This window comes from Pseudomonas sp. TSRC2-2, from assembly GCF_049897785.1.
Taxonomy (GTDB): Bacteria; Pseudomonadota; Gammaproteobacteria; order Pseudomonadales; family Pseudomonadaceae; genus Aquipseudomonas.
In genome coordinates, this window is sequence record NZ_JAFCWZ010000010.1 from 39,229 (window position 1) to 58,917 (window position 19,689).

Here is a 19,689-nt window from a genome sequence, read left to right on the forward strand (position 1 = left end):
GCTGCAGAGTTCGGGAGCCCGTAATCACTAGGTGTCATTTAATGAAAAGTTCGATGAAGTCTGCTGCGCTCGCCATTGCGGTATCTCTTTGTGCCACCTCGGCCTCCTTTGCAGCAGAAAATGTTCGCCTGACGGGGTCCGGAGCAAGTTTCCCGGCACCGATCTACCTGACCTGGTTCAAGGATTTCAGCAAGAAATCCGATAGCGTCACTGTCGATTACCAATCCAAGGGCAGTGGCGCGGGCGTACAGGACTTCTTGAACAAAACCGTGGATTTCGCTGCCAGTGACTCGGCAATGAAAGACGAAGATATCGCCAAGGTCGCCGAAGGCGTGCAGTTGCTGCCAATGACCGCCGGGGAAATCGTGCTGGCCTATAACCTGCCGGGCAATCCCAAGGGGCTGAAGCTGCCACGCGATGTCTATTCCAACATTTTCCTGGGCAAGATCACGCGCTGGAACGATCCGCAGATCGTGGCTGCCAACCCGGACCTGAAGCTCTCCGATACGCCGATCACGGTTGTCGTGCGTGCAGATTCCAGCGGTACGACCGCGGTATTCACCAAGCACCTGGCAACCGTCAACGCCGAGTTCAAGCAGGCGTTGGGTGAGGGCAACACCGTCAACTGGCCGGCCAGTGACAAGTTCATCAAGTCGCCGAAAAACGATGGCGTGACGGCGACCGTGCGCCAGACCCCTGGAGCGATTGGTTACATCGAATATGGCTTCGCCAAGCTGGCCAAGGTCGACTTTGCCCAGTTGCAGAACAAGGCTGGCAATTACGTGGTACCAAATGCCGAAAGCGGTGCCGAGGCCCTGGCGGCGGTAAAAATGCCGGAAAACCTGGTGGCCTGGCTGCCTGATCCGGACGGCGCCAAGTCCTACCCGATCACCTCTTATACCTGGATGATTTTCCGCAAGGACAATGGCAACCCGGCCAAGGCCAAAGCCATGCGTGAAATGGTCGAATACAGCCTGACCGAAGGGCAGAAGATTGCCGATTCGATGGGTTACATCCCGTTGCCGCAATCGGTCGTCGAACAGGTTCGCAAAGCGTCCGCCAACATTCAGTAACGCCGTGAGGTCTCTCTCGACGTGTGCGTCTGCGCCACGCCGGGAGAGTTTTCCCCCTGTTCCGGACTTAGCCCATGAACAAACCTTTTGTCGTACCGGTTAATCCCGACTCTGCCTGCCAGCCACCTTCGACGAAGGATTTTCTGGTTGATCGCACCTTCCGCGCGCTCGCGCGCATCGGTGTGGTACTGATTCTGGCGCTGGTATTTGCACTGGTGTTCGAAGTCGGACGCAAGGCACTTCCCGGTATGGAGAAGCACGGCTTCGATGTCCTTCTGGGCAGTGTGTGGGACGTCAACCAAGGCAAATACGGCATCCTGCCAGCCATCTGGGGCACGCTCTACAGCGCCTTCATCGCTTTGCTGATCGCCGGTGTTTTTGGCGTGAGCATGGCGATTTTCCTCACCCAGGATTTCTTGCCAACCAAGCTCGCTGCGCTGTTTCGCACCATTGTCGAACTGCTCGCGGCCATTCCCAGCGTGGTCTATGGCCTGTGGGGGATCTATGTGGTGATCCCGGCGATTCGGCCGCTGACCACCTGGTTGAACAGCGAACTGGGCTGGATACCCTTTTTCGGCACGTCCCTGAGCGGTCCGGGCCTGCTGCCCGCAGCGCTGGTGCTCGCCATCATGATTCTGCCGACCATTGCCGCCGTTTCGCAGGACGCGCTGACGGCTGTGCCGATGAAAACCAAGCAGGCTGCGTACGGCATGGGCACTACCCATTGGGAAGCGATTCTCAAAGTGATGGTGCCTTCGGCCGCCACCGGCATTTTCGGCTCGCTGGTGCTGGGCCTGGGGCGCGCGCTGGGTGAAACGATGGCGCTGGCCATGCTGGTCGGCAATGCCAACAACATTTCCCTCTCGCTGTTTGCACCGGCCAACACGCTTGCCGCTCTGCTGGCGCTGAACTTCCCCGAAGCCGGGCCGAACGAGATCGAGGTGTTGATGTATGCCGCACTGGTGCTGATGTTGATTACGCTGATCGTGAACATTTTCGGTTCGATGATCATGATGTACGCCCAACGGGGTAACAGATGATGACTGACCTGACCGCAGCAACAGACTTGACCGCGCCAACCGGTGCAATGCCCAGCTTGCAACGCAGGTTTGAAGGTCGCGCTTTGCGCAGCCTGATTCTGACCACCCTGGTATGGGCAGGAGCTTTGCTGGCCAGCGTGCCGCTGATTTCCGTGCTCTACATGCTGATCACCCGCGGTGGCGCGCGTCTGAACCTGGAAGTGTTTACCGAGCTGCCACCGACCGGCTTCGAGATGGGCGGCGGTTTCGGCAATGCGATGGCGGGTACCTTTGTAATGGTCGGAATCGCGGCAGCGATCGCGGTGCCGATCGGGATCATGGCGGCCATCTTCCTCGCTGAACTGGGGCCAGACAGCAAGCTGGGGAACGCTGCGCGTTTTGCCGCCAAGATGCTTACGGGCCTGCCGTCGATCCTGGCCGGTGTGTTTGCCTATGCCTTGGTAGTCATGACGACTGGCACGTATTCGGCGCCGGCGGGTGGCGTGGCGCTTGCCGTCCTGATGCTGCCTATCGTGGTGCTGACCGCAGAAGAGTCGATGCGGATGGTGCCCAAGATTATGAAGGATGCTGCTTATGGCATGGGCTGCACCCGCTCGCAGGTCATCTGGAAGATCATCTTGCCGACCGGTATGCCAGCGATCCTGACTGGCGTGATGCTCGCCGTGGCACGTGCCGCAGGCGAGACGGCACCGTTGTTGTTTACCGCGCTGTTCAGCAACTACTGGATCTACCACCAGGGCAATCTCGACGTCATGAACCCGACTGCCTCGCTGGCGGTACTGATCTACAACTTCTCCGGCATGCCTTTCGATAACCAGCTCGAGCTCGCATGGGCGGCCTCGTTGGTGCTGGTGATGATCGTGCTGTTCGTCAACATCATCAGCCGGATTTTCGGCAAGCCCAAGTATTAAGAACGGGAGCATCTGATTTTGAAGGTATCCACTGCGCAAATAGCCGCTCCGTTTGTCACCCAGGCGCCTGTAGTCATGGACTGCAAGCTGGACAAGATTTTCTACGGCAACTTCATGGCGGTACGTGACAGTCACGTGCCGATCGAGAAAAACAAGATCACCGGATTCATCGGTCCCTCAGGCTGCGGCAAAAGCACCGTGCTGCGCAGCCTCAACCGGATGAACGATCTGGTGAAGGGATTCCGTTTCGAGGGCCACGTGCATTTTCTCGGGCAGGACGTCTACGGCAAGGGTGTCGATCCGGTGGTCGTGCGCCGCTACATCGGCATGGTGTTTCAACAACCTAACCCGTTTTCGATGAGCATTTTCGACAACGTCGCGTTTGGTCTTCGCCTCAATCGCTACAAGGGCGATATCGGTGACCGGGTCAAGCACGCGCTGCAAGGCGCCGCGTTATGGGATGAGGTCAAGGACAAGCTCAAGGTCAGCGGCCTGTCGCTCTCCGGTGGTCAGCAACAACGCCTGTGTATCGCCCGCGCCATTGCTACTGAGCCGGAAGTCCTGCTGCTGGATGAGCCTTGCTCGGCACTGGACCCGATCGCCACCCGACGGGTCGAAGAATTGATGGTCGAGTTGAAGAAGGATTACACCATCGCGCTGGTCACCCACAACATGCAGCAAGCCATCCGTGTCGCTGACACCACAGCGTTTTTCTCGGTGGATATTTCCCAGGGCACGCGCACCGGTTATCTGGTTGAGATGGGCCCGACGGCGCAGATCTTCGACAACCCGCGTGAACAGATGACCGGCGATTACATCAGCGGCAAGTTCAGCTAAGCCACACACCGGATCAGGCCGCCTGTGCCAAATGGATTTGGCGGGCATCCGGTGGACATTTACCAAGCGTTTCCAAGGAGCACCAATGCCTGCCAAGCATCGTCTTGATTTGCCTGCGATTGAACGCGCACTGCGGGACGTGCAGAGCCGTTTCGCCGAGCTCAGCCGGCACTTCACCGAGCCGCGTGACCCGTTGACGGACGAAGTGCTGCACAACGTGCTTGAAGGTTATGCGTTGGTTGACGAATATGTCGCCCGCGGCATCGACCTGTTCGATCTTCAGCAACTGAACCTGATGCTGGAAATCAATGCCACGGTGCTGTGTGGCCGAGATCCGGCGCGCCGGCTGGAATACGCCCAGCATCTGGCAGCCACCGAGGCGCATTTCTTCAACAATGTTGAGGGTGGCATCAAGGATTTGTACAACTGGTATTGCGCGTATCGCAGTGAATCGGTCTGGAAGCGTGCAGCGGGTGTCTATGTCCGCATTCTGAGCAAGCCGCAGCTGTTCATCGAAGGCAATAACCGCAGCGGCTCGCTCATTGTCAGCTACTTGCTCATGCGGGCGGGGCTGCCTCCATTCGTGTTGACCCTTGAAAACGCCGAGGGCTATTTCAACCCGTCCTCGGTCATCCGCAACTCCGCCAAGCATGGCGTCAAGGCGTTGTACGAATTGCCCAAAATCAAGAAAAAATACGCAGCATTTTTAGAAGAACAGGCGCCGGATCCCATGAAGTTCTTTCTCAAAGACAAGCCTTTGCCTCTCTCTCAGGGAGGCCATTGATGAGCGCGGCTTCAGCCTTTGCCAAATGCACAAGCTTCGGCAGCCGGGCAGGGCAGATCATCCGCTGCGCTGTGCCGCAGCTGTTCAGGCGTCAGCGCATACGGATTTCGTTCGATATCGATGACACGCTCGCCTGCCAGCTGCACCACTGCGCGGTCGAAAAAAGTCGGATACCGGCCTGTATTCATCGGTGGTTGGGTGAGCCGTTGCGTATGGGCACGCGTTCCCTGATCCGAGAGCTGCGACGCCAGGATTGCAGTGTCTGGGTCTACACCTCGTCCGGGCGCACTCCGTCGTATATCAGGCGTTGGTTAGCGCTTTACGGCATCCGCGTCGACGGCGTGGTTAACAGCGTGCTGCACAACCGTGCCCTGACAGCGCATGGGATGTCGAATTCGCCTTCAAAATATCCACCGGCGTTCGATATCGACCTGCATGTCGATGACTCCGAGGGCGTGCAGCTTGAAGGCAAGGATCATGGCTTCCGGGTGGTCGTAGTGCATCCTGAGGATGATCGCTGGGCGCAGAAAGTGCTGGATTCGGTAGCCAAGGTCCAGGCGCAGCTCGCCTGGCAGCAAATGCTCAGACCTCAAGCGCCGGTGCAACACCGGGCAGAGGCTGTCTTTGAGCCTCTCGGTTAAGCGGTTACACCCTCCGCTACCAGAACAGCAGAGCCTCTGGCATACGAGGCGCTGCTGTGAAATGACTCAGAAGATGCGTAAGCGATGCGGCGTAAAACGTGTACCGCAGAAACGACAAAGCCCTGAATAATCAGGGCTTTGTCGTATATAAGATGGCGGAGGCGATGGGATTCGAACTCATGGACCTGTTACAGTCGACGGTTTTCAAGACCGTTGCCTTAAACCACTCGGCCACACCTCCGTTTGCGTTGCGGGCGCCATAATACCTGAATGAAACACACTGTCAAACTCTCTGCATGGCTTGTTACAGAGCGTCTGTTATGATCTTTGCGACTGAACGTTTCAAACCAACAGGAGTGTCGCCATGCGCGAACAGGATTACGCAGTTAATAACAGCGTGCAGGCTGAGCAGCTAGAGGTTAGCCGCGTCCTGCGCAACACTTATGGTCTCTTGGCTCTGACCCTCGCATTCAGCGGCGTGATGGCCTTCGTAGCCCAGCAGATGCGTGTCGGCTACCCGAACATTTTCGTGGTGCTGATCGGCTTCTACGGGCTGTTCTTCCTCACCAACAAACTCCGTGATTCCGCGTGGGGCCTGGTGTCCGCCTTTGCGTTGACCGGTTTCATGGGTTTCCTGCTCGGCCCGATCCTCAACCGTTACCTGGGTATGCAGGGCGGTGCTGAAGTGGTCAGCTCGGCATTCGCCATGACCGCTCTGGTGTTCGGTGGTCTATCGGCCTACGTGCTGATCACCCGCAAGGACATGAGCTTCCTCGGTGGCTTCATCACTGCCGGTTTCTTTGTCCTGCTGGGCGCAACGCTGGCCAGCTTCTTCTTCCAGATCAGCGGCCTGCAACTGGCCATCAGCGCCGGCTTCGTGCTGTTCTCGTCGGTCTGCATTCTGTTCCAGACCAGTGCGATCATTCACGGCGGCGAGCGCAACTACATCATGGCAACCATCAGCCTGTATGTATCGATCTACAACCTGTTCGTCAGCCTGTTGCAACTGTTCGGCATCATGAGCCGCGACGACTGATCAAAGCAGCTGCAATAAGAAACCCGCTTCGGCGGGTTTTTTATCGTCTGGAGAAAGGTGTTCATTCAGTGGATGACAATGCTGCCATCCACTTGTTGACGATAGATCGTATAAGGCAGCAGCAAGGTATCGAGCGCGCCGGAAACCACGGCGTCAACCAACAGCCCCGGGATCGCTGTGTTGCGATGATTATCGGCATCCACGCCCGAGGCCAGCGGCGCATTCAATGAACAGAAGTCATAGGCAAGGCCGCTATAGATCCTTGGCACCGCGCCACAATAACTCTTTTGTTCCTTAAGGCCGTCCACTGCAGCCTGATCATTGCGCGCCACTGTTTGAATCGTGCCACAACCGCCCAGCAGCAGCGCCGCCAGCATCATTGCCCTAGTTCTCATCCCGCCATTCCTTAGCCGCGAAAAATCACAATCTACGCCGATCAGGGGCAAATGACATTCACGCCATCGGTGGCAGTCGCCGCTTGACCGGGGTCTTCTTGACGATCGCTGTGTTGGTTTCCGCCAGCGTATTGAGACGATCAAGCAGGGTGTCGAGCTGTTCCATCGAACGTACGTGCAGACGGGCGATAAAGCAGTCCTCGCCGGTGACCTTGTCGCACTCGGTGAACTCCGGGATTGCCATGATCTGCCGCTCCACCTCCTGCAATTGCCCTGGCAGCGGTCGTACCCGGACGATCGCCTGAAGCTGATAGCCGAAGCATTTTGGATCGATTTCCACCGTGTAGCCCTTGAGCACGCCGCGCTCTTCCAGGCGCCGCAGCCGCTCCGCCACGCTCGGTGAGGACAAGCCGCTGCTCTGCGCCAGCGCTTTGAGCGAGCGCCGCGAATCTTCCATCAGCGCGCCGATGAGAATCCGGTCGATATCGTCAGTCATGTGCAAAGTCTCTGATTAGGCAAAAGGTGGGAAACACCTACGATAAAAAAGGCGCAATCTGATTTTAGCCTGCTTTATGCGCTGGAGCAGCCTGGCGCTTGCTAGGCATACTTTGGCCATGCTTCGCCACAGCCTCAGGAGATAAATGATGGACAATTCAATCCGCCGCGGTTCGCTGGAAATGACCGCCGCGATGCTGATATCCGGGACGATCGGCTGGTTTGTGCTGGTGTCCGGGCAACCGGTGCTGGACGTGGTGTTCTGGCGCTGCGTGTTCGGCGCCGGCACCTTGCTATCGATCTGCATCGCATTCGGCTTCCTGCGCCCAGGGATTCTGACCCGCACAACGTTTTTGCTGGCGGTGCTCAGTGGAATGGCGATCGTTGGCAATTGGGTGCTGCTTTTCGCGTCGTATTCGCGCGCCTCGATTGCCATTGGCACGGCGGTCTATAACGTGCAGCCGTTCATGCTGGTCGGTCTGGCGGCGTTGTTTCTCGGCGAAAAAATCACCTTGCAGAAGCTGTTCTGGCTGGCGATTTCGTTCTTGGGCATGCTGGCCATTGTCAGCGCACATGGCACTCAGGGCGACAGCGGCAATGACTATCTGCTAGGAATTGCCCTGGCGTCGGGTGCGGCGTTTCTCTATGCGATTGCTGCACTGATCATCAAGCGCCTGACTGGCACGCCACCGCATCTGATCGCGTTGGTTCAGGTCTGCACCGGCGTGTTGTTACTCGCGCCGTTTGCGCATTTTGACGCGTTTCCGGCAGGCGCTGATGCCTGGGCGAGTCTGGTGACCTTGGGCATCGTGCACACCGGTCTGATGTACGTCTTGCTGTACGGCGCGATTCAAAAATTGCCGACGGCATTGACCGGCGCGCTGTCCTTCATCTATCCGATTGCGGCGATTTTCGTCGACTGGTTCGCCTTCGGCCATCGCCTGGAACTGCTGCAGTGGATCGGCGTCGCGGCGATCCTGCTGGCCGCTGCCGGCATGCAACAAGGTTGGGGCTGGAAAGCCCGGCGGCTGGCGGCGCAGTAGCGGTCAGATGTTCCAGCGCGGCGCAGTGGCGGCCAGGCGTTGGCGCATCTCGCCGATATTGGCTGCCAGTTGTCGGGTTAGCATCCGGTAGCCGTCAAGGGTATTGGCGACCGGCGCATCGAGGTTCGCCGTGGGCAGTTCCATTGGCCGCTCCAGCCGCTGCGAGGCGCCTGTTTTCAGGGCGCGGGCCATGCCGATCAGTTGCACGCGAATCTGTCGGTGCTCAGCCTTCAGTGCCATTTGCAAATGTGCCATGGCCTGCGGGTCGCTGACGTTGGGGCGGATATTACCGAGGATTTCCAGCGTGCTGATGCACATGCGCAGGTTGCGCTGAATCGCATCGAGCTCGGTCATGGAAATCTTCACTTCCTTGGACACCGACGGCATCAGCGAACGCAGTTGCACCATCACCGCGCCGACCTTGCTCATCAGTCGCAGATGCTCGTCGGCGCTGACCGCTTCACCGTTGATGATGCGCCCGTACACCGTGGCGCAGTCGCGCAAGGCATCGGCGAGGTTGTAGCGCCACGAGTAGACCGCGTACAGCGGCAAAGCAAAGGAGAACGCCAGAGCGAGCGCGATGCCGATCAGGATGTCGACGCCCCGCCACAGACCATCAGTGATCGGGTTATCACCATGCCCGGCGACAATGAACACGGTGATGGCCGAAAGCAGGGCGGTGTAGCCGCCCTTGCCAATCGCGTGATAGGAGAAAAAGCCGCAAACCACCGCCATGGAAAAATAGGTCAGCCACGGCATGCCCAGCCACGCATGTTGCGCCACCAGCGCCAACCCGACCCCAGCACCAATCAAGGTACCGATGGCGCGCTCGGCAGCTTTTTTGCCGATATTGCCGTGGTGCTGCAAGCCGCCGATCACCACCAGCATCGTCACCGACGCCCATTCGCCGTGGGGCAGGTTGATCCCGGTGGTCAGCAGAATCGTCGCCAGTAGCCCCAGTGCTACCCGCACGGAGTGGATCAGTCGGGCGTGACGGTAGCGCCGATACGGGTCCAGCAGCGGTCGCAGGATGCGGCGTAACAGCGGTGGCAGGCGGGAGGTGCTGTAAGTAGTCAGTGCGAACCTCGTGTGTCAGTCAAATCAATGGAAGGGGAAAATGTAATTCATCCAGGCCGCCATGCGCAGCAGGATTTTGCGCATCGCGCCGATGTGGTGAAAGTGCTGGCTGTACAGCGCCGCTTGCCCGTAGGCGCCACCCGGCATGAGCGAACTGTAGGGCGCGAACGCCGGGTCAGTGATTTCAATGATCACCGGCACGCGTCCGGCCGGTGGCGAACCGGTGTAGCTGATCAGCGTACCGGAAGGTTGCACCTGACCCTCGGCGATCACGCCGATGACGCTTTTCACGCGTCCAGCGAAGACCTTGCCGGGGATGCCATCGAAGGCGACCTCGGCCTCATCGCCCACGGTCAGCCGCAACAGACTGTTCTGACGCATCCACGCCGCAAAATACTGACCTTCCTGCGGGATAAAAACCATCGACGGGCGCAGCGGCAACTTGCTCGCCATCATCCCCGGTCGCAGCGAAACGTGGGTGACGAAGCCTTTGCTCGGCGCTCGAACCACGGTGTTGTCCAGCTCAAACTGAGCGTTGTCCAGCTGCGCCTGCAGATCGTCGGTGCGGGCGATGGCCGCGTCCAGTTCACGTTGAGTGCCGAAGTTGCGGCGAATCAGTTCGGTGATGCGATAGCGGTCGCCCTTGGCGGCTACCAACTGCGCCTTCAGTGACTTGAGGCGGTTGTGAAAAGGCGTGGGGTCGATGCGAAACAGCACATCGCCTTTTTCCAGGGGTTCATTGCCCTTGACCGGCACGTCGATAACCTGACCGCTCACAATCGGAATGACTGGCACCGAAACAAAGTAGGAGCGCGCGACCTCGGAATAGGGGTGGTTGTAGTTCATGGTGAAAATCAACGCGCCGATGATCAGCACGCCGCCCAAGACAGCGGTGGGCACCGTCCATTTGTTCAGCGGAATGCGGAAGATCTTGAAGATGGCGACGCAGAGTGCGGCGTACGTGAGGATGAGCAACAGATCCATGCTCAGATCCCCCGGCTGTCAGTATGAGGCGCAACCGGCGACTGCGCTTCGAGCCGCTCGATACGGGCTTGCAGCTCGACCACCTGCTGCTCTAGTTGATTGACGTGATTCTGGATAGGTTTGCCATCGCCAAAGCCCCAGCCGCGATCCTCCCGATAGGCCATCGCCCATATCCACAGGAACGGCCAGAGCGCGTGCAAGGTAAACAGACTGACCCAACCGGTGGCGTGGATTGCGTCCTGATGCGGATGGTTGCGGTGAACCGCGATCTCGTACGGGATGTCATGCAGCACGATGATCCCGTAAAACAGCACGAGGCCAACAAAAACCAACAGACCCAAGGCGAAGTAATCGAGCATGGTCAGCCTCCCAGGCATCCAGCAATGCTGGGCTCAGTGTAGACACTGAATCGCCGGGGGGCTGACCGTATCAGGCAGGATTATTCAATCCTGCGGGTGTTCGATCAGAAAATGTAGTCGGTGGTGAGGAAACTCGAATCGCGGCCCCGAATGATTTCGCTGATCAGATCCTTGTTGCTCTCCTGGAATCTGGTCGCCACCAGCGTGCGGATCGAGAACACGCGCAACGCGTCATGCACCGAGAGCGTGCCTTCGGCGGAGTTCTTGCGGCCGTTGAACGGATAGGTGTCCGGGCCGCGCTGGCACTGGGCGTTGAGGTTGATCCGCCCGACCTGGTTGGCGAAAGTGTCGACCAGCCGGCCGACCGCCACCGGGTTGGTGCCGAAGATGCTCAGCTGTTGGCCGAAGTCGGATTCCAGCACGTAGTCGATCACGGTATCGAGGTGGCGGTACGGCACGATGGGCACGACCGGGCCGAACTGTTCTTCCTGATAGACGCGCATTTGAGGGTTTACTGGATACAGCACAGCCGGGTAGAAAAACGAGGCGTGGGATTCGCCGCCATTGGGATTGACCACCTGCGCCCCTTTGCTTTGTGCGTCCGCGACCAGACCGTGCAGATAATCGACCTTGCCCGATTCCGGCAGCGGCGTCAGCGCCACGCCGCTGTCCCACGGCATGCCCGGTTTGAGCGTGGCCAGTCTGGCATTGAATTTCTCGATGAAACTGTCGACCACCTCTTCATGGACGAAGAGGATTTTCAGTGCGGTGCAGCGCTGGCCGTTGAATGACAGCGAACCGGTCACCGCTTCGCTGACTGCGTTGTCGAGGTCGACCTCGGGCAAAACGATGCCGGGGTTCTTCGCATCCAGGCCGAGAGCGGCGCGCAAACGATGTGGTTTCGGGTGGAGCTTCTTCAGGTCACTGGCAGCCTTGTTGGTGCCGATGAAGGCGAAGATGTCGATCTTGCCGCTGGCCATCAAAGCGCTGACAGTCTCGCGCCCGCTGCCGTAGATCACGTTGATCACACCGCTCGGGAAGCTGTCGCGGAAAGCTTCGAGCAAAGGGCGAATCAGCAGCACGCCGAGTTTGGCCGGTTTGAATACCACGGTGTTGCCCATGATCAACGCCGGAATCAACGTGGTGAAGGTTTCGTTCAGCGGATAGTTGTAAGGGCCCATGCACAAGGCGACGCCAAGTGGCACGCGGCGGATCTGGCCGAGGGTGTCCTGCTCCAGTTCGAAACGGCTGGAGCGGCGGTCGAGTTCTTTCAGGGCATTGATGGTGTCGACGATGTAATCGCAGGTGCGATCGAACTCTTTTTCCGAGTCCTTGAGGTTCTTGCCGATCTCCCACATCAGCAGCTTCACCACGGCTTCGCGCTGCTCGCGCATGCGGCCGAGAAACGCCTCGACATGCTGGATGCGCTCGGCCACACGCATCGTCGGCCACAGGCCCTGGCCTCGGTCATATGCGCGGACGGCAGCGTCGAGGGCGGTGAGGGCAGTGTCGGCATCGAGCAGCGGCGTGCTGCCCAGGATCACTTGTTCTTCGCCGTTTTCGCCTTTCAGATAGACCGGGCTGCGCACCTGCGCGAGCGGACCGTCCCAGCGGCGCAATTGGCCATCGACCAGATACTCACGCTGCTCGACCTGTGCATCGGGGCGGTATTTCTCCGGGATGTCGCTGACAGAAGGGAACAGGTTGCCAAGGATATTTGCTGTGGTCATGTCACTACCCTGTGTTGATGTCTGCATGCAGGTCAAAAAGTCACTACAGGTTATACGCCTGAATGCCCATGGATTTAACCCCGTGAATGTCACGTAAATGTCACGCAACGGTGCATGGCAGAGGGCCAGGAACACCACCGATCCCACAGGGTTTGTGTGATTTCGCGGGCCATGTGCAGTTGGGTAATGAAGCTTTTATGACAAAAGTTCGGTAGCACATAGCCAGTCCGGTCATGCCTGTGTAACGCGCTTGAGGGGCCTTTCGGGGCGCACTTTGCGAACCGAGGCGGGACGCCGGGAGTGAGGCAATGGGGACTATGGAACGCTATTCGAAAGTGGGCATGCAGGAACTCGATCAACGCCTGTCGAAGATCGTCGAAGCCGCGCGCAAGAAGCCGGTTTCGGTGTATCGCTACGGCGCGCCGTGGGTCTGGATCGTCTCGCAGGATGACTGGCAGGGCGCCTTGAAAGAAGTGTCCAGCTACATTCCGCCGGGCCATTCGCTGGTCTTGCTGCGCCCGCAGATCGACGATCTGCTCGACGCCCACCAAGACCTGCTGCACGACCTCAATGTCGCGCCCGGCATGCTCATTCCCGCGCAGACGGTCATGCACATCCTGCTCCTGCAATTGCTCTATTCGGTGCCCAGCGAACAGCAACTCTATGAACAGCTCAATTACAACCTGCTGTTCCGCTGGTTCGTCGGCCTTGGCCTGAACCAGAAAGTCTGGAGCTTCAACGCCCTCAGTCGTGACATCGCCACGCTCCTCAACGAGCCGCGCGCGGTTCTGCTGATTCAAAAAGTCATCGGCGAAGTGTTCTGCGGCGCCTTGCTGCAGATGCCCGAGTTCTCGCTGAACTTCGCGCTCTTGCACACCTGGCTCGGCAAGCACGCCTGCGCCACAACGATCAGCAATTGACGCAACACACCGGGCGCTAACGCCCACAGGTCATCGCGAATTTCAGGGGGTAGTGTGGAACGGATTTTCACGTCACGGCTGGCGCTGTGGGGCTGGCTGCTGGTGACGGCGGGCGCGCAGCCGGCCCTGGCCGAGGAGGGCACAGAAGCGCCCGCCGCGCAGCGTCTGGTCGATGTCAACGAATACTTCGTGCGCGGCAACACCGTGCTTGATGCGCGGGCGATCGAAGAAGCGGTGTACCCGTTTCTCGGTCCGCAGAAAGCCTTGAGCGACATTGAAGGCGCACGTGATGCGTTGCAGAAGGCCTATCAGGAACGCGGCTATCAATCGGTGTTCGTCGAGTTGCCCGAGCAGGCCGTTGCCGATGGCATCGTCTATCTGCAAGTCAGCGAAACCAAGGTCGGCCGGGTGCGCGTCGTCGGCGCCAAACATTATTCGCCACTGGATATTCGCGACAACGTCCCGGCGCTGAAAGAAGGCGAGGTGCCGGACTTCGCCAAGGTCCAGGGCGAACTCGCGCAGCTCAACAAGACACCCGGACGCCAGGTCATGCCACTGGTGCGCGAGGGCCAACGCCCCGGCACCATGGATGTCGACCTGCAGGTTGAGGACCAGAACCCGTGGACCGCCAGCGTCGGCGTCAATAACGACTACAGCGCCGACACTGAAAAACTGCGCAGCGTCACCAGCCTCGGTTACAACAACCTCTGGCAGCTCGGCCACAGCGTTAACCTGACGTTCTTCACCGCACCGCAGGAAACCGACAACGCCAAGGTCTGGTCAGGCTCCTACACCGCGCCGCTGAGTGAGCGCTGGAGCGTGCAGTTCTCCGGTTACCAGTCCGACAGCAACGTCGCCACCATCGGCGGCAGCAACGTGCTCGGCAAGGGCCACAGCTACGGCGTCGCGGCAATTTATACGCTGCCGTCGAGCGGCAACTGGTCGAACTCGCTGTCGGCGGGCATCGACTTCAAGGATTTTGATGAACGCCTGACGCTGTCCGGCGAGAGCGACGAGGTCCCGCTGCAATACGCACCATTCACCTTCGCCTACAACGGCTTCCGCTACAGCGAAAAGAGCCAGCTCGGCCTCGGCCTGAGTCTGGTGGCCGCCACGCGCAGTGTGTTCGGCTACGGCAGCGACGACGAAGACTTCGACTACAAACGCTATCGCGCCAAACCGAGTTTCGCCGTGCTCAAGGGCGACACCAATTACACCTGGACCTTCGACAGCGACTGGCAGAGCGCAAGCAAAGCGGCGTTCCAACTGGCCTCGGGCCCGCTGGTTTCCAACGAACAATTCTCCGCCGGTGGCGCCACCTCGGTGCGCGGCTATCTGGCCGCCGAACGCACGGCGGATGACGGCTATTTGCTCAGCCAGGAATTGCGCACGCCGTCGCTGGCCAAATTTGCCGGCACGTGGATGCAGGACTGGCGCTTCTACGCCTTCGCCGAAGGTGCGCAGCTGTACCTGCGCGACGAACTGCCGGATCAGGACGCCAATTACGCCTTGGCCAGTGTCGGCCTCGGCACCCGCGCCAGCCTGAGTAAATGGCTGTCCGGCAGCCTCGACTGGGGCTACCCGCTACTCGAAGGGCCGAACACCTCGAAACAGGAATCGCGCCTGCACTTCAACCTTCAAGCCACTTTCTAACGGAGCACGTCCATGCAACGCCTTTTCCTTTCGCTGTTGATCTGCCTGGGCTTTGTGCTCCCGGCCACGGCTCAGGCCTGGTGGCAGGACGATTGGCATTACCGCAAACAGATCGCCGTCGACACCACACCGCAGGGTGCGGCGATCAATCAGGCGCTCGGTCGCGCGGCGCTGCTGGTGCGTTTGCACACCGGCAACTTCACCTTCGACGGGGTGAAAGAGGACGGCTCGGATTTGCGCTTTGTCGCCGCCGATGACAAAACCGTGCTCAACCACCAGATCGAAAGTTTCGATGCGCTGATGGGCATGGCGCTGATCTGGGTTGATGTACCGAATGTCGAGGGTGGCCAACGCCAGGACATCTGGATGTATTACGGTAATCAGAAGGCACCGGCGACCGGCAACGGCCAACTGACCTTCGACCCGAATTACACCGCGCTCTATCACTTCGACGGCGCCACCGGCACCCCGGCGAAAGACACCACGGCTTACGGCAACACCGCGCAAAGCGCCACGGGCATGGCGATTGATGGCGTGGTCGGCCGTGCGTTGCAGTTCAGCGGTCAGCCATTGTTGCTGCCGGCCAGTCCGTCGCTGCAACACAACGCGGGCAGCGCGTTCACTTTCAGTGCCTGGCTGCGTCTGGATCAGGCCAGTGGCGAGCAACTGATCCTGGCTCGTCGCGAAGGCACGCAAAGTCTGCTGATCGGTGTCAGCCAAGGCCTGCCCTTCGTGGAGATCGACGGCCAGCGCGCCGCTGCCACCCAGGCATTGGCTACGGCGCAGTGGCAACACCTGGCACTGACCGCCGAAGGCTCGAAAGTCACGCTGTACATCAACGGTCGCGAGAGCGCTGAGTTGGCTCAAGCGATGCCGGCGTTCAACTCGGTCATGGCCATCGGTGCCGATCTGCAGGAAGGTGCGTTCCAGCCATTCGCCGGCGCCATTGACGAGCTGCGCCTGTCGAAAGTCGCCCGTCCCGCCGCGCTGCTGCTGGCCGATGCCACCTCACAAGGCGCCGAGTCGAAACTGGTGGCTTACGGCGTCGATGAAGAACAGTCCGGCTTCGGTTTTGGCAGCCTCGGCTTCCTGCTCAACGCGGTGCCGATTGACGCCTGGGTGATCATCGCTGTGCTGGTGCTGATGATGTTTCAGTCGTGGATCATCATGCTGCGCAAGAACCGCAGCCTCAGCCGCGTCACCGCCGCCAACGAAGACTTCCGCGCGCAGTTCGCCAAGGTCGGCACCCGCCTGGAAATGTTCGCCGACGACGCGCAACTGGCTCAGCGTCTGCAGCATTCGTCGCTGTGGCGCCTGTATCTGGTGGCGGTCAAAGAAATCCGCACGCGCCGCGAGCAGGGCGCCGATACCTCGTCGGTGTCGGCTGCGACCATCGAAGCCATCCGCTGCTCGATGGACGGCGTGCGCACCCGCGAAAACCAGCAACTGAGTTCGAAACTCTCGACCCTGTCCAACGCCATCGCCGGCGGCCCCTACATCGGCCTGCTCGGCACGGTGCTGGGGATCATGGTGGTGTTCCTCGGCACGGCGATGGCCGGTGACGTCAACATCAATGCCATTGCGCCGGGCATGGCCGCCGCGCTGTTGGCCACCGCGATGGGTCTGTTCGTCGCGATCCCCGCGCTGTTTGGCTACAACCGCCTGATCACCCGCAACAAGGAAGTCAGCGCCGACATGCGTGTGTTCGTCGACGAATTCATCACGCGTCTGGCGGAGATGCACGGCGAGAGCCAGTTCAGTGAGGCGTCGCACCAGCGAGGCCATCACGTCAACCATTCCGTACCGGCCTGAGGAGCACTGCCATGGCGTCCGTAAATGCCTCCCACGACGATGACGAAGATGCCGCAGTGGACAGCATCAACATCACGCCGCTGGTTGACGTGCTGATGGTGGTGCTGGTGATGTTCATCCTCACCGCCACCGCGCAGGTCTCCGGGATCCAGATCAACCTGCCCAAGGCCAGCGCTGCGGTGTCGCTTTCCGAGGCCAAGACCAAGGCGATCTCTGTCAACGACGGCGGCCAGGTGTTTCTCGATGCCTATCCGGTGACACTGGCCGAGCTGGAAGAACGCCTGCGCATCGAGAAAGCGCAGAGCCCGGATTTCCCGGTGATCGTGCGCGGCGATGCGACGGTGCAGTACCAGAAAGTCATCGAAGTGCTGGACCTGCTGCGCCGGCTCGAACTGTCCCAGGTCGGTCTCGTTACCGGCAAACCGAGTCAGGGCTGAGTCATGACCGCACAACTCCCGATCGAACCGCCGCCGGTGAAAAAGTCGCCATTGCGCTACGTGAAGTGGGGCGCCGGATTGCTGGTCGGCGCGCTCGCCGCATGGTTCCTCTGGCAGTGGGCCAACGACATGGCCGGCGTGCGCCGTGAAGCGCCGAAGGTGCCGACGATCATTCCGTTGCCGCCACCGCCACCCCCGCCGCCGGAAAAACCGCCGGAGCCGGAAACCCCGGCGGAAGAGAAAGTCGTCGAGCCCGAGCCAACGCCCGAGCCGCAAGAGGTCAAGCCCGAGGAAGAAGCGCCGCCATCGCCGGCGGACGATCTGGCCAACCCGATGCAAATGGACGGCGATGCGCAAAGCGGCAACGACGCCTTCAACATCGGCGCGGGCAAGGGCGGCGGCATGGCCGGGGCCGGCGGCGGGCGTTTGGGTACCGGCACGTACAGCCAGTTCCTCGCGTTCACCTTCCAGCGTTTGCTGCGCGAAAACCCCGAGCTGCGCAACCTCGCGTTTTCGCTGCAGGCCGATGTCTGGCTGAGCAGCGTCGGCGAGATCACTCGTGTCGAACTGATCAAGTCCAGCGGCAATCCGCAAATCGATACCCAGGTGCTGGCCGCTTTACGCGGTGCGCCGGCCCTCAGCGAACGGCCACCGGCCTCTATCACTTTACCCGTGCGCCTGTCCCTGCAAGGGCGCCGTCCGGGTTAATTCACTTATTTGAGCTTTGCCAAAAGGAGTTGTGTGCAGATGATTTCCAACGTGAATCGATTGTCCCTGGCGGTCGGCATGGTCATTGCGACCCTGGTCGGTCAGGCCGTGGCAGCACCCGCGCCCTCGGAGAACGCCACGATCAATCTGATCCGCTTGCTGGTCGAGCAGGGCATTCTGAAACAGGACAAGGCCGACGCATTGATCGCCCAGGCGCAGAACGAAGCGGCGCAGGCCAAACAGGCGGCGGCTTCTACCGCAGTGGCGGCCGGGCCGGTCGCCGCGCCCGGCGATGTACGCGTGCAATACGTGCCGGCAGCGGTGCGTGACCAGATCCGCGATCAAGTCAAAGCCGAGGTCATGGCCACCGCCAAACAGGAAAACTGGGCAGCGCCGAATACCTTTCCGGACTGGGCCTCGCGCATCAGTTTCGACGGCGACATTCGTCTGCGTGACGAATCGCGTTACTACTCCGGCAACAACAGCAACGAAATCGTCGACTTCGCCAAGCTCAACAACAACGGCCCGTACGACGTAAATCCCAACAGCAGCACCAGCCTGCCGCCGTTGCTCAACACCCGCGAAGACCGCGAAAACCTCTTTCGCCTGCGTGCACGTCTGGGCATGAAAGCGGTGATATCGGAGGAATGGACCGCCGGCATTCGCATCGGCACTGGCTCTGACAACAATCCGGTATCGACCACGCAGAACCTCGGTGGCGGCTTCGCCAAGAAAGACATCTGGCTCGATCAGGGCTACCTGAGCTGGAAGCCAATGGACGAACTGACCCTGACCGGCGGGCGCTTCGCCAATCCATTCATGTCCACCGACATGCTCTATTCCAACGACCTGAATTTCGACGGAGTCGCGGCGATCTTCGATCACAAGCTCAACCGCGAATGGGGCGTGTTCGGTACGGTCGGCGCGTTCCCGGTGGACTACACCAACGACACCACCAGCAGCAACGGATTCGACAAGGAAGAGAGCGACAACAAGTGGCTGTACGGCGCGCAGCTCGGCGCGAAGTGGGCGATCAACAGCAACAACCGCCTGAAGGGCGCGCTGGCCTACTACCGTTTCGACGACATTCAAGGCCAACGCTCCAGCCCTTGCGAACCGTGGGCCGGCGCGCCGGGTTGCGACAGCGACGGCACCCGTGCGGCGTTCATGCAGAAAGGCAACAGCGTGTTCCTGCTGCGCGACATCACGCCGAACCCGCTCAACCCGAGCGCCACGCCGCAGCCGCAATTTGTCGGCCTCGCCTCCGAATTCAACCTGCTCGACCTCAACCTGGTCTGGGACGCCGACCTGCCGCAGGATTTCAAGCTGCGCAGCCAGGGCAACTACATCCACAACCTCAGCTACGACGAAGGCGACATGCGCAAGCGGTCCGCCGGGCAGATCGTCAACAACCTCGACAGCAACGGCGAGATCGAAAGCGGCGCCAACGCATGGATGGTGCAGTTCACCCTCGGCAACGCGCTGGACCTCAAGCGCAAGGGCGACTGGAACCTGTTCGCCGGCTACAAGTACATCCAGCCGGACGCCTTGCCGGACGGCTTCAACGACTCGTCATTCCACCTCGGTGGCACCAACGCCAAGGGCTATTTCATGGGCGGCAACTACGGCCTGGCGAAGAACGTTTCTGCCACCGGCCGCTGGATGAGCACCGAAGCGGTGTACGGCGCGCCATTCGACATCGATGTCTTGCAGCTTGAGATCAACACGCGCTTCTAAGGCGCCGGGAGAGCTTT

General features: G+C 60.1%; 20 protein-coding genes and 1 tRNA gene. 14 read left to right on the plus strand and 7 right to left on the minus strand.

The window, feature by feature from the left end:
• Nucleotides 1-41 precede the first annotated feature (41 nt).
• From pstS to ACP7D9_RS20155, 6 genes are all read left to right on the plus strand, one after another.
• Complete coding sequence (pstS, locus tag ACP7D9_RS20130) at nucleotides 42-1,073, plus strand: phosphate ABC transporter substrate-binding protein PstS (RefSeq protein ID WP_101159481.1); 1,032 nt, start codon at nucleotides 42-44, stop codon at nucleotides 1,071-1,073.
• 74 nt (nucleotides 1,074-1,147) lie between these two features.
• Nucleotides 1,148-2,113, plus strand: a complete 966-nt coding sequence (gene pstC, locus ACP7D9_RS20135; protein WP_312999194.1) for a phosphate ABC transporter permease subunit PstC — start codon at nucleotides 1,148-1,150, stop codon at nucleotides 2,111-2,113.
• Nucleotides 2,113-3,024 (plus strand): phosphate ABC transporter permease PstA, encoded by a 912-nt coding sequence (gene pstA, locus ACP7D9_RS20140; protein ID WP_101159610.1) that lies wholly within the window; start codon nucleotides 2,113-2,115, stop codon nucleotides 3,022-3,024. Before pstC ends, pstA begins: the two co-directional genes overlap by 1 nt.
• A gap of 75 nt (nucleotides 3,025-3,099) precedes the next feature.
• Nucleotides 3,100-3,861, plus strand: a complete 762-nt coding sequence (gene pstB, locus ACP7D9_RS20145; protein WP_016774591.1) for a phosphate ABC transporter ATP-binding protein PstB — start codon at nucleotides 3,100-3,102, stop codon at nucleotides 3,859-3,861.
• Nucleotides 3,862-3,946: 85 nt separating this feature from the next.
• Entirely contained in the window at nucleotides 3,947-4,645 is a 699-nt protein-coding gene (locus ACP7D9_RS20150) for a hypothetical protein (RefSeq protein ID WP_426159531.1), read from the plus strand.
• Complete coding sequence (locus ACP7D9_RS20155; RefSeq protein WP_426159532.1) at nucleotides 4,645-5,286, plus strand: hypothetical protein; 642 nt, start codon at nucleotides 4,645-4,647, stop codon at nucleotides 5,284-5,286. Before ACP7D9_RS20150 ends, ACP7D9_RS20155 begins: the two co-directional genes overlap by 1 nt.
• A 153-nt stretch (nucleotides 5,287-5,439) precedes the next feature.
• On the opposite strand, the gene ACP7D9_RS20160 is transcribed toward ACP7D9_RS20155, so the two are convergent.
• A tRNA-Ser gene (locus ACP7D9_RS20160) sits at nucleotides 5,440-5,527 on the minus strand.
• A gap of 123 nt (nucleotides 5,528-5,650) precedes the next feature.
• On the opposite strand from ACP7D9_RS20160, the gene ACP7D9_RS20165 reads away from it, so the two are divergent.
• A complete protein-coding gene (locus tag ACP7D9_RS20165; RefSeq protein WP_008006561.1) occupies nucleotides 5,651-6,322 on the plus strand; it encodes a Bax inhibitor-1/YccA family protein in 672 nt (223 codons plus the stop codon).
• Nucleotides 6,323-6,387: 65 nt separating this feature from the next.
• Here the strand turns inward: ACP7D9_RS20165 and ACP7D9_RS20170 are convergent, their stop codons facing one another.
• Nucleotides 6,388-6,717, minus strand: a complete 330-nt coding sequence (locus ACP7D9_RS20170; protein WP_426159533.1) for a YceK/YidQ family lipoprotein — start codon at nucleotides 6,715-6,717, stop codon at nucleotides 6,388-6,390.
• 58 nt (nucleotides 6,718-6,775) lie between these two features.
• Nucleotides 6,776-7,213: an Lrp/AsnC family transcriptional regulator gene (locus ACP7D9_RS20175; RefSeq protein WP_426159355.1), complete on the minus strand. Its 438-nt coding sequence runs from the start codon at nucleotides 7,211-7,213 to the stop codon at nucleotides 6,776-6,778.
• A 148-nt stretch (nucleotides 7,214-7,361) separates the two neighbouring features.
• Between ACP7D9_RS20175 and ACP7D9_RS20180 the strand changes: the two genes are divergently transcribed.
• Nucleotides 7,362-8,255 carry a DMT family transporter gene (locus ACP7D9_RS20180; protein WP_426159356.1) on the plus strand — a complete coding sequence of 298 codons (894 nt, stop codon included), beginning with the start codon at nucleotides 7,362-7,364 and terminating at the stop codon, nucleotides 8,253-8,255.
• Nucleotides 8,256-8,258: 3 nt separating this feature from the next.
• Here ACP7D9_RS20180 and ACP7D9_RS20185 read toward each other — a convergent pair whose 3' ends face one another.
• The 4 genes from ACP7D9_RS20185 to ACP7D9_RS20200 all read right to left on the minus strand — a co-directional run bounded on the left by ACP7D9_RS20185 (nucleotide 8,259) and on the right by ACP7D9_RS20200 (nucleotide 12,405).
• Complete coding sequence (locus ACP7D9_RS20185) at nucleotides 8,259-9,299, minus strand: FUSC family protein (protein ID WP_178081208.1); 1,041 nt, start codon at nucleotides 9,297-9,299, stop codon at nucleotides 8,259-8,261.
• A gap of 57 nt (nucleotides 9,300-9,356) precedes the next feature.
• Nucleotides 9,357-10,316 carry an HlyD family secretion protein gene (locus ACP7D9_RS20190; RefSeq protein WP_426159357.1) on the minus strand — a complete coding sequence of 320 codons (960 nt, stop codon included), beginning with the start codon at nucleotides 10,314-10,316 and terminating at the stop codon, nucleotides 9,357-9,359.
• A 2-nt stretch (nucleotides 10,317-10,318) separates the two neighbouring features.
• Nucleotides 10,319-10,675 carry a DUF3302 domain-containing protein gene (locus tag ACP7D9_RS20195; RefSeq protein WP_312999213.1) on the minus strand — a complete coding sequence of 119 codons (357 nt, stop codon included), beginning with the start codon at nucleotides 10,673-10,675 and terminating at the stop codon, nucleotides 10,319-10,321.
• 104 nt (nucleotides 10,676-10,779) lie between these two features.
• The gene (locus ACP7D9_RS20200) at nucleotides 10,780-12,405 is read right to left on the minus strand and encodes an NADP-dependent glyceraldehyde-3-phosphate dehydrogenase (RefSeq protein ID WP_426159358.1); all 1,626 of its coding nucleotides are present in this window, start codon (nucleotides 12,403-12,405) and stop codon (nucleotides 10,780-10,782) included.
• A gap of 308 nt (nucleotides 12,406-12,713) precedes the next feature.
• Here ACP7D9_RS20200 and ACP7D9_RS20205 point away from each other — a divergent pair, with 308 nt between their 5' ends.
• From ACP7D9_RS20205 to ACP7D9_RS20230, 6 genes are read left to right on the plus strand one after another with little or no spacing between them, the layout of a single operon-like run.
• On the plus strand, nucleotides 12,714-13,325 hold the full coding sequence (locus tag ACP7D9_RS20205) for a transposase (RefSeq protein ID WP_426159359.1): 612 nt from the start codon (nucleotides 12,714-12,716) through the stop codon (nucleotides 13,323-13,325).
• Nucleotides 13,326-13,379: 54 nt separating this feature from the next.
• Complete coding sequence (locus tag ACP7D9_RS20210; protein ID WP_426159360.1) at nucleotides 13,380-14,978, plus strand: ShlB/FhaC/HecB family hemolysin secretion/activation protein; 1,599 nt, start codon at nucleotides 13,380-13,382, stop codon at nucleotides 14,976-14,978.
• A gap of 12 nt (nucleotides 14,979-14,990) precedes the next feature.
• Nucleotides 14,991-16,790 (plus strand): DUF2341 domain-containing protein, encoded by a 1,800-nt coding sequence (locus ACP7D9_RS20215; RefSeq protein WP_426159361.1) that lies wholly within the window; start codon nucleotides 14,991-14,993, stop codon nucleotides 16,788-16,790.
• A gap of 11 nt (nucleotides 16,791-16,801) precedes the next feature.
• Nucleotides 16,802-17,227 carry an ExbD/TolR family protein gene (locus tag ACP7D9_RS20220; protein WP_283436649.1) on the plus strand — a complete coding sequence of 142 codons (426 nt, stop codon included), beginning with the start codon at nucleotides 16,802-16,804 and terminating at the stop codon, nucleotides 17,225-17,227.
• 3 nt (nucleotides 17,228-17,230) lie between these two features.
• A complete protein-coding gene (locus ACP7D9_RS20225) occupies nucleotides 17,231-17,935 on the plus strand; it encodes an energy transducer TonB family protein (protein WP_426159362.1) in 705 nt (234 codons plus the stop codon).
• 39 nt (nucleotides 17,936-17,974) lie between these two features.
• Entirely contained in the window at nucleotides 17,975-19,672 is a 1,698-nt protein-coding gene (locus ACP7D9_RS20230) for a putative porin (RefSeq protein ID WP_426159363.1), read from the plus strand.
• The last annotated feature ends 17 nt before the right edge of the window (nucleotides 19,673-19,689 follow it).

What these genes read in the sequence shown, in the direction of transcription:
- pstS (WP_101159481.1), top strand. Translation starts at nt 42, where the DNA reads ATGAAAAGTTCGATGAAGTCTGCTGCGCTCGCCATTGCGGTATCTCTT.
- pstC (WP_312999194.1), top strand. Translation starts at nt 1,148, where the DNA reads ATGAACAAACCTTTTGTCGTACCGGTTAATCCCGACTCTGCCTGCCAG.
- pstA (WP_101159610.1), top strand. Translation starts at nt 2,113, where the DNA reads ATGACTGACCTGACCGCAGCAACAGACTTGACCGCGCCAACCGGTGCA.
- pstB (WP_016774591.1), top strand. Translation starts at nt 3,100, where the DNA reads ATGGACTGCAAGCTGGACAAGATTTTCTACGGCAACTTCATGGCGGTA.
- ACP7D9_RS20150 (WP_426159531.1), top strand. Translation starts at nt 3,947, where the DNA reads ATGCCTGCCAAGCATCGTCTTGATTTGCCTGCGATTGAACGCGCACTG.
- ACP7D9_RS20155 (WP_426159532.1), top strand. Translation starts at nt 4,645, where the DNA reads ATGAGCGCGGCTTCAGCCTTTGCCAAATGCACAAGCTTCGGCAGCCGG.
- ACP7D9_RS20165 (WP_008006561.1), top strand. Translation starts at nt 5,651, where the DNA reads ATGCGCGAACAGGATTACGCAGTTAATAACAGCGTGCAGGCTGAGCAG.
- ACP7D9_RS20170 (WP_426159533.1), bottom strand. Translation starts at nt 6,717, where the DNA reads ATGAGAACTAGGGCAATGATGCTGGCGGCGCTGCTGCTGGGCGGTTGT.
- ACP7D9_RS20175 (WP_426159355.1), bottom strand. Translation starts at nt 7,213, where the DNA reads ATGACTGACGATATCGACCGGATTCTCATCGGCGCGCTGATGGAAGAT.
- ACP7D9_RS20180 (WP_426159356.1), top strand. Translation starts at nt 7,362, where the DNA reads ATGGACAATTCAATCCGCCGCGGTTCGCTGGAAATGACCGCCGCGATG.
- ACP7D9_RS20190 (WP_426159357.1), bottom strand. Translation starts at nt 10,316, where the DNA reads ATGGATCTGTTGCTCATCCTCACGTACGCCGCACTCTGCGTCGCCATC.
- ACP7D9_RS20195 (WP_312999213.1), bottom strand. Translation starts at nt 10,675, where the DNA reads ATGCTCGATTACTTCGCCTTGGGTCTGTTGGTTTTTGTTGGCCTCGTG.
- ACP7D9_RS20200 (WP_426159358.1), bottom strand. Translation starts at nt 12,405, where the DNA reads ATGACCACAGCAAATATCCTTGGCAACCTGTTCCCTTCTGTCAGCGAC.
- ACP7D9_RS20205 (WP_426159359.1), top strand. Translation starts at nt 12,714, where the DNA reads ATGGGGACTATGGAACGCTATTCGAAAGTGGGCATGCAGGAACTCGAT.
- ACP7D9_RS20215 (WP_426159361.1), top strand. Translation starts at nt 14,991, where the DNA reads ATGCAACGCCTTTTCCTTTCGCTGTTGATCTGCCTGGGCTTTGTGCTC.
- ACP7D9_RS20220 (WP_283436649.1), top strand. Translation starts at nt 16,802, where the DNA reads ATGGCGTCCGTAAATGCCTCCCACGACGATGACGAAGATGCCGCAGTG.
- ACP7D9_RS20225 (WP_426159362.1), top strand. Translation starts at nt 17,231, where the DNA reads ATGACCGCACAACTCCCGATCGAACCGCCGCCGGTGAAAAAGTCGCCA.
- ACP7D9_RS20230 (WP_426159363.1), top strand. Translation starts at nt 17,975, where the DNA reads ATGATTTCCAACGTGAATCGATTGTCCCTGGCGGTCGGCATGGTCATT.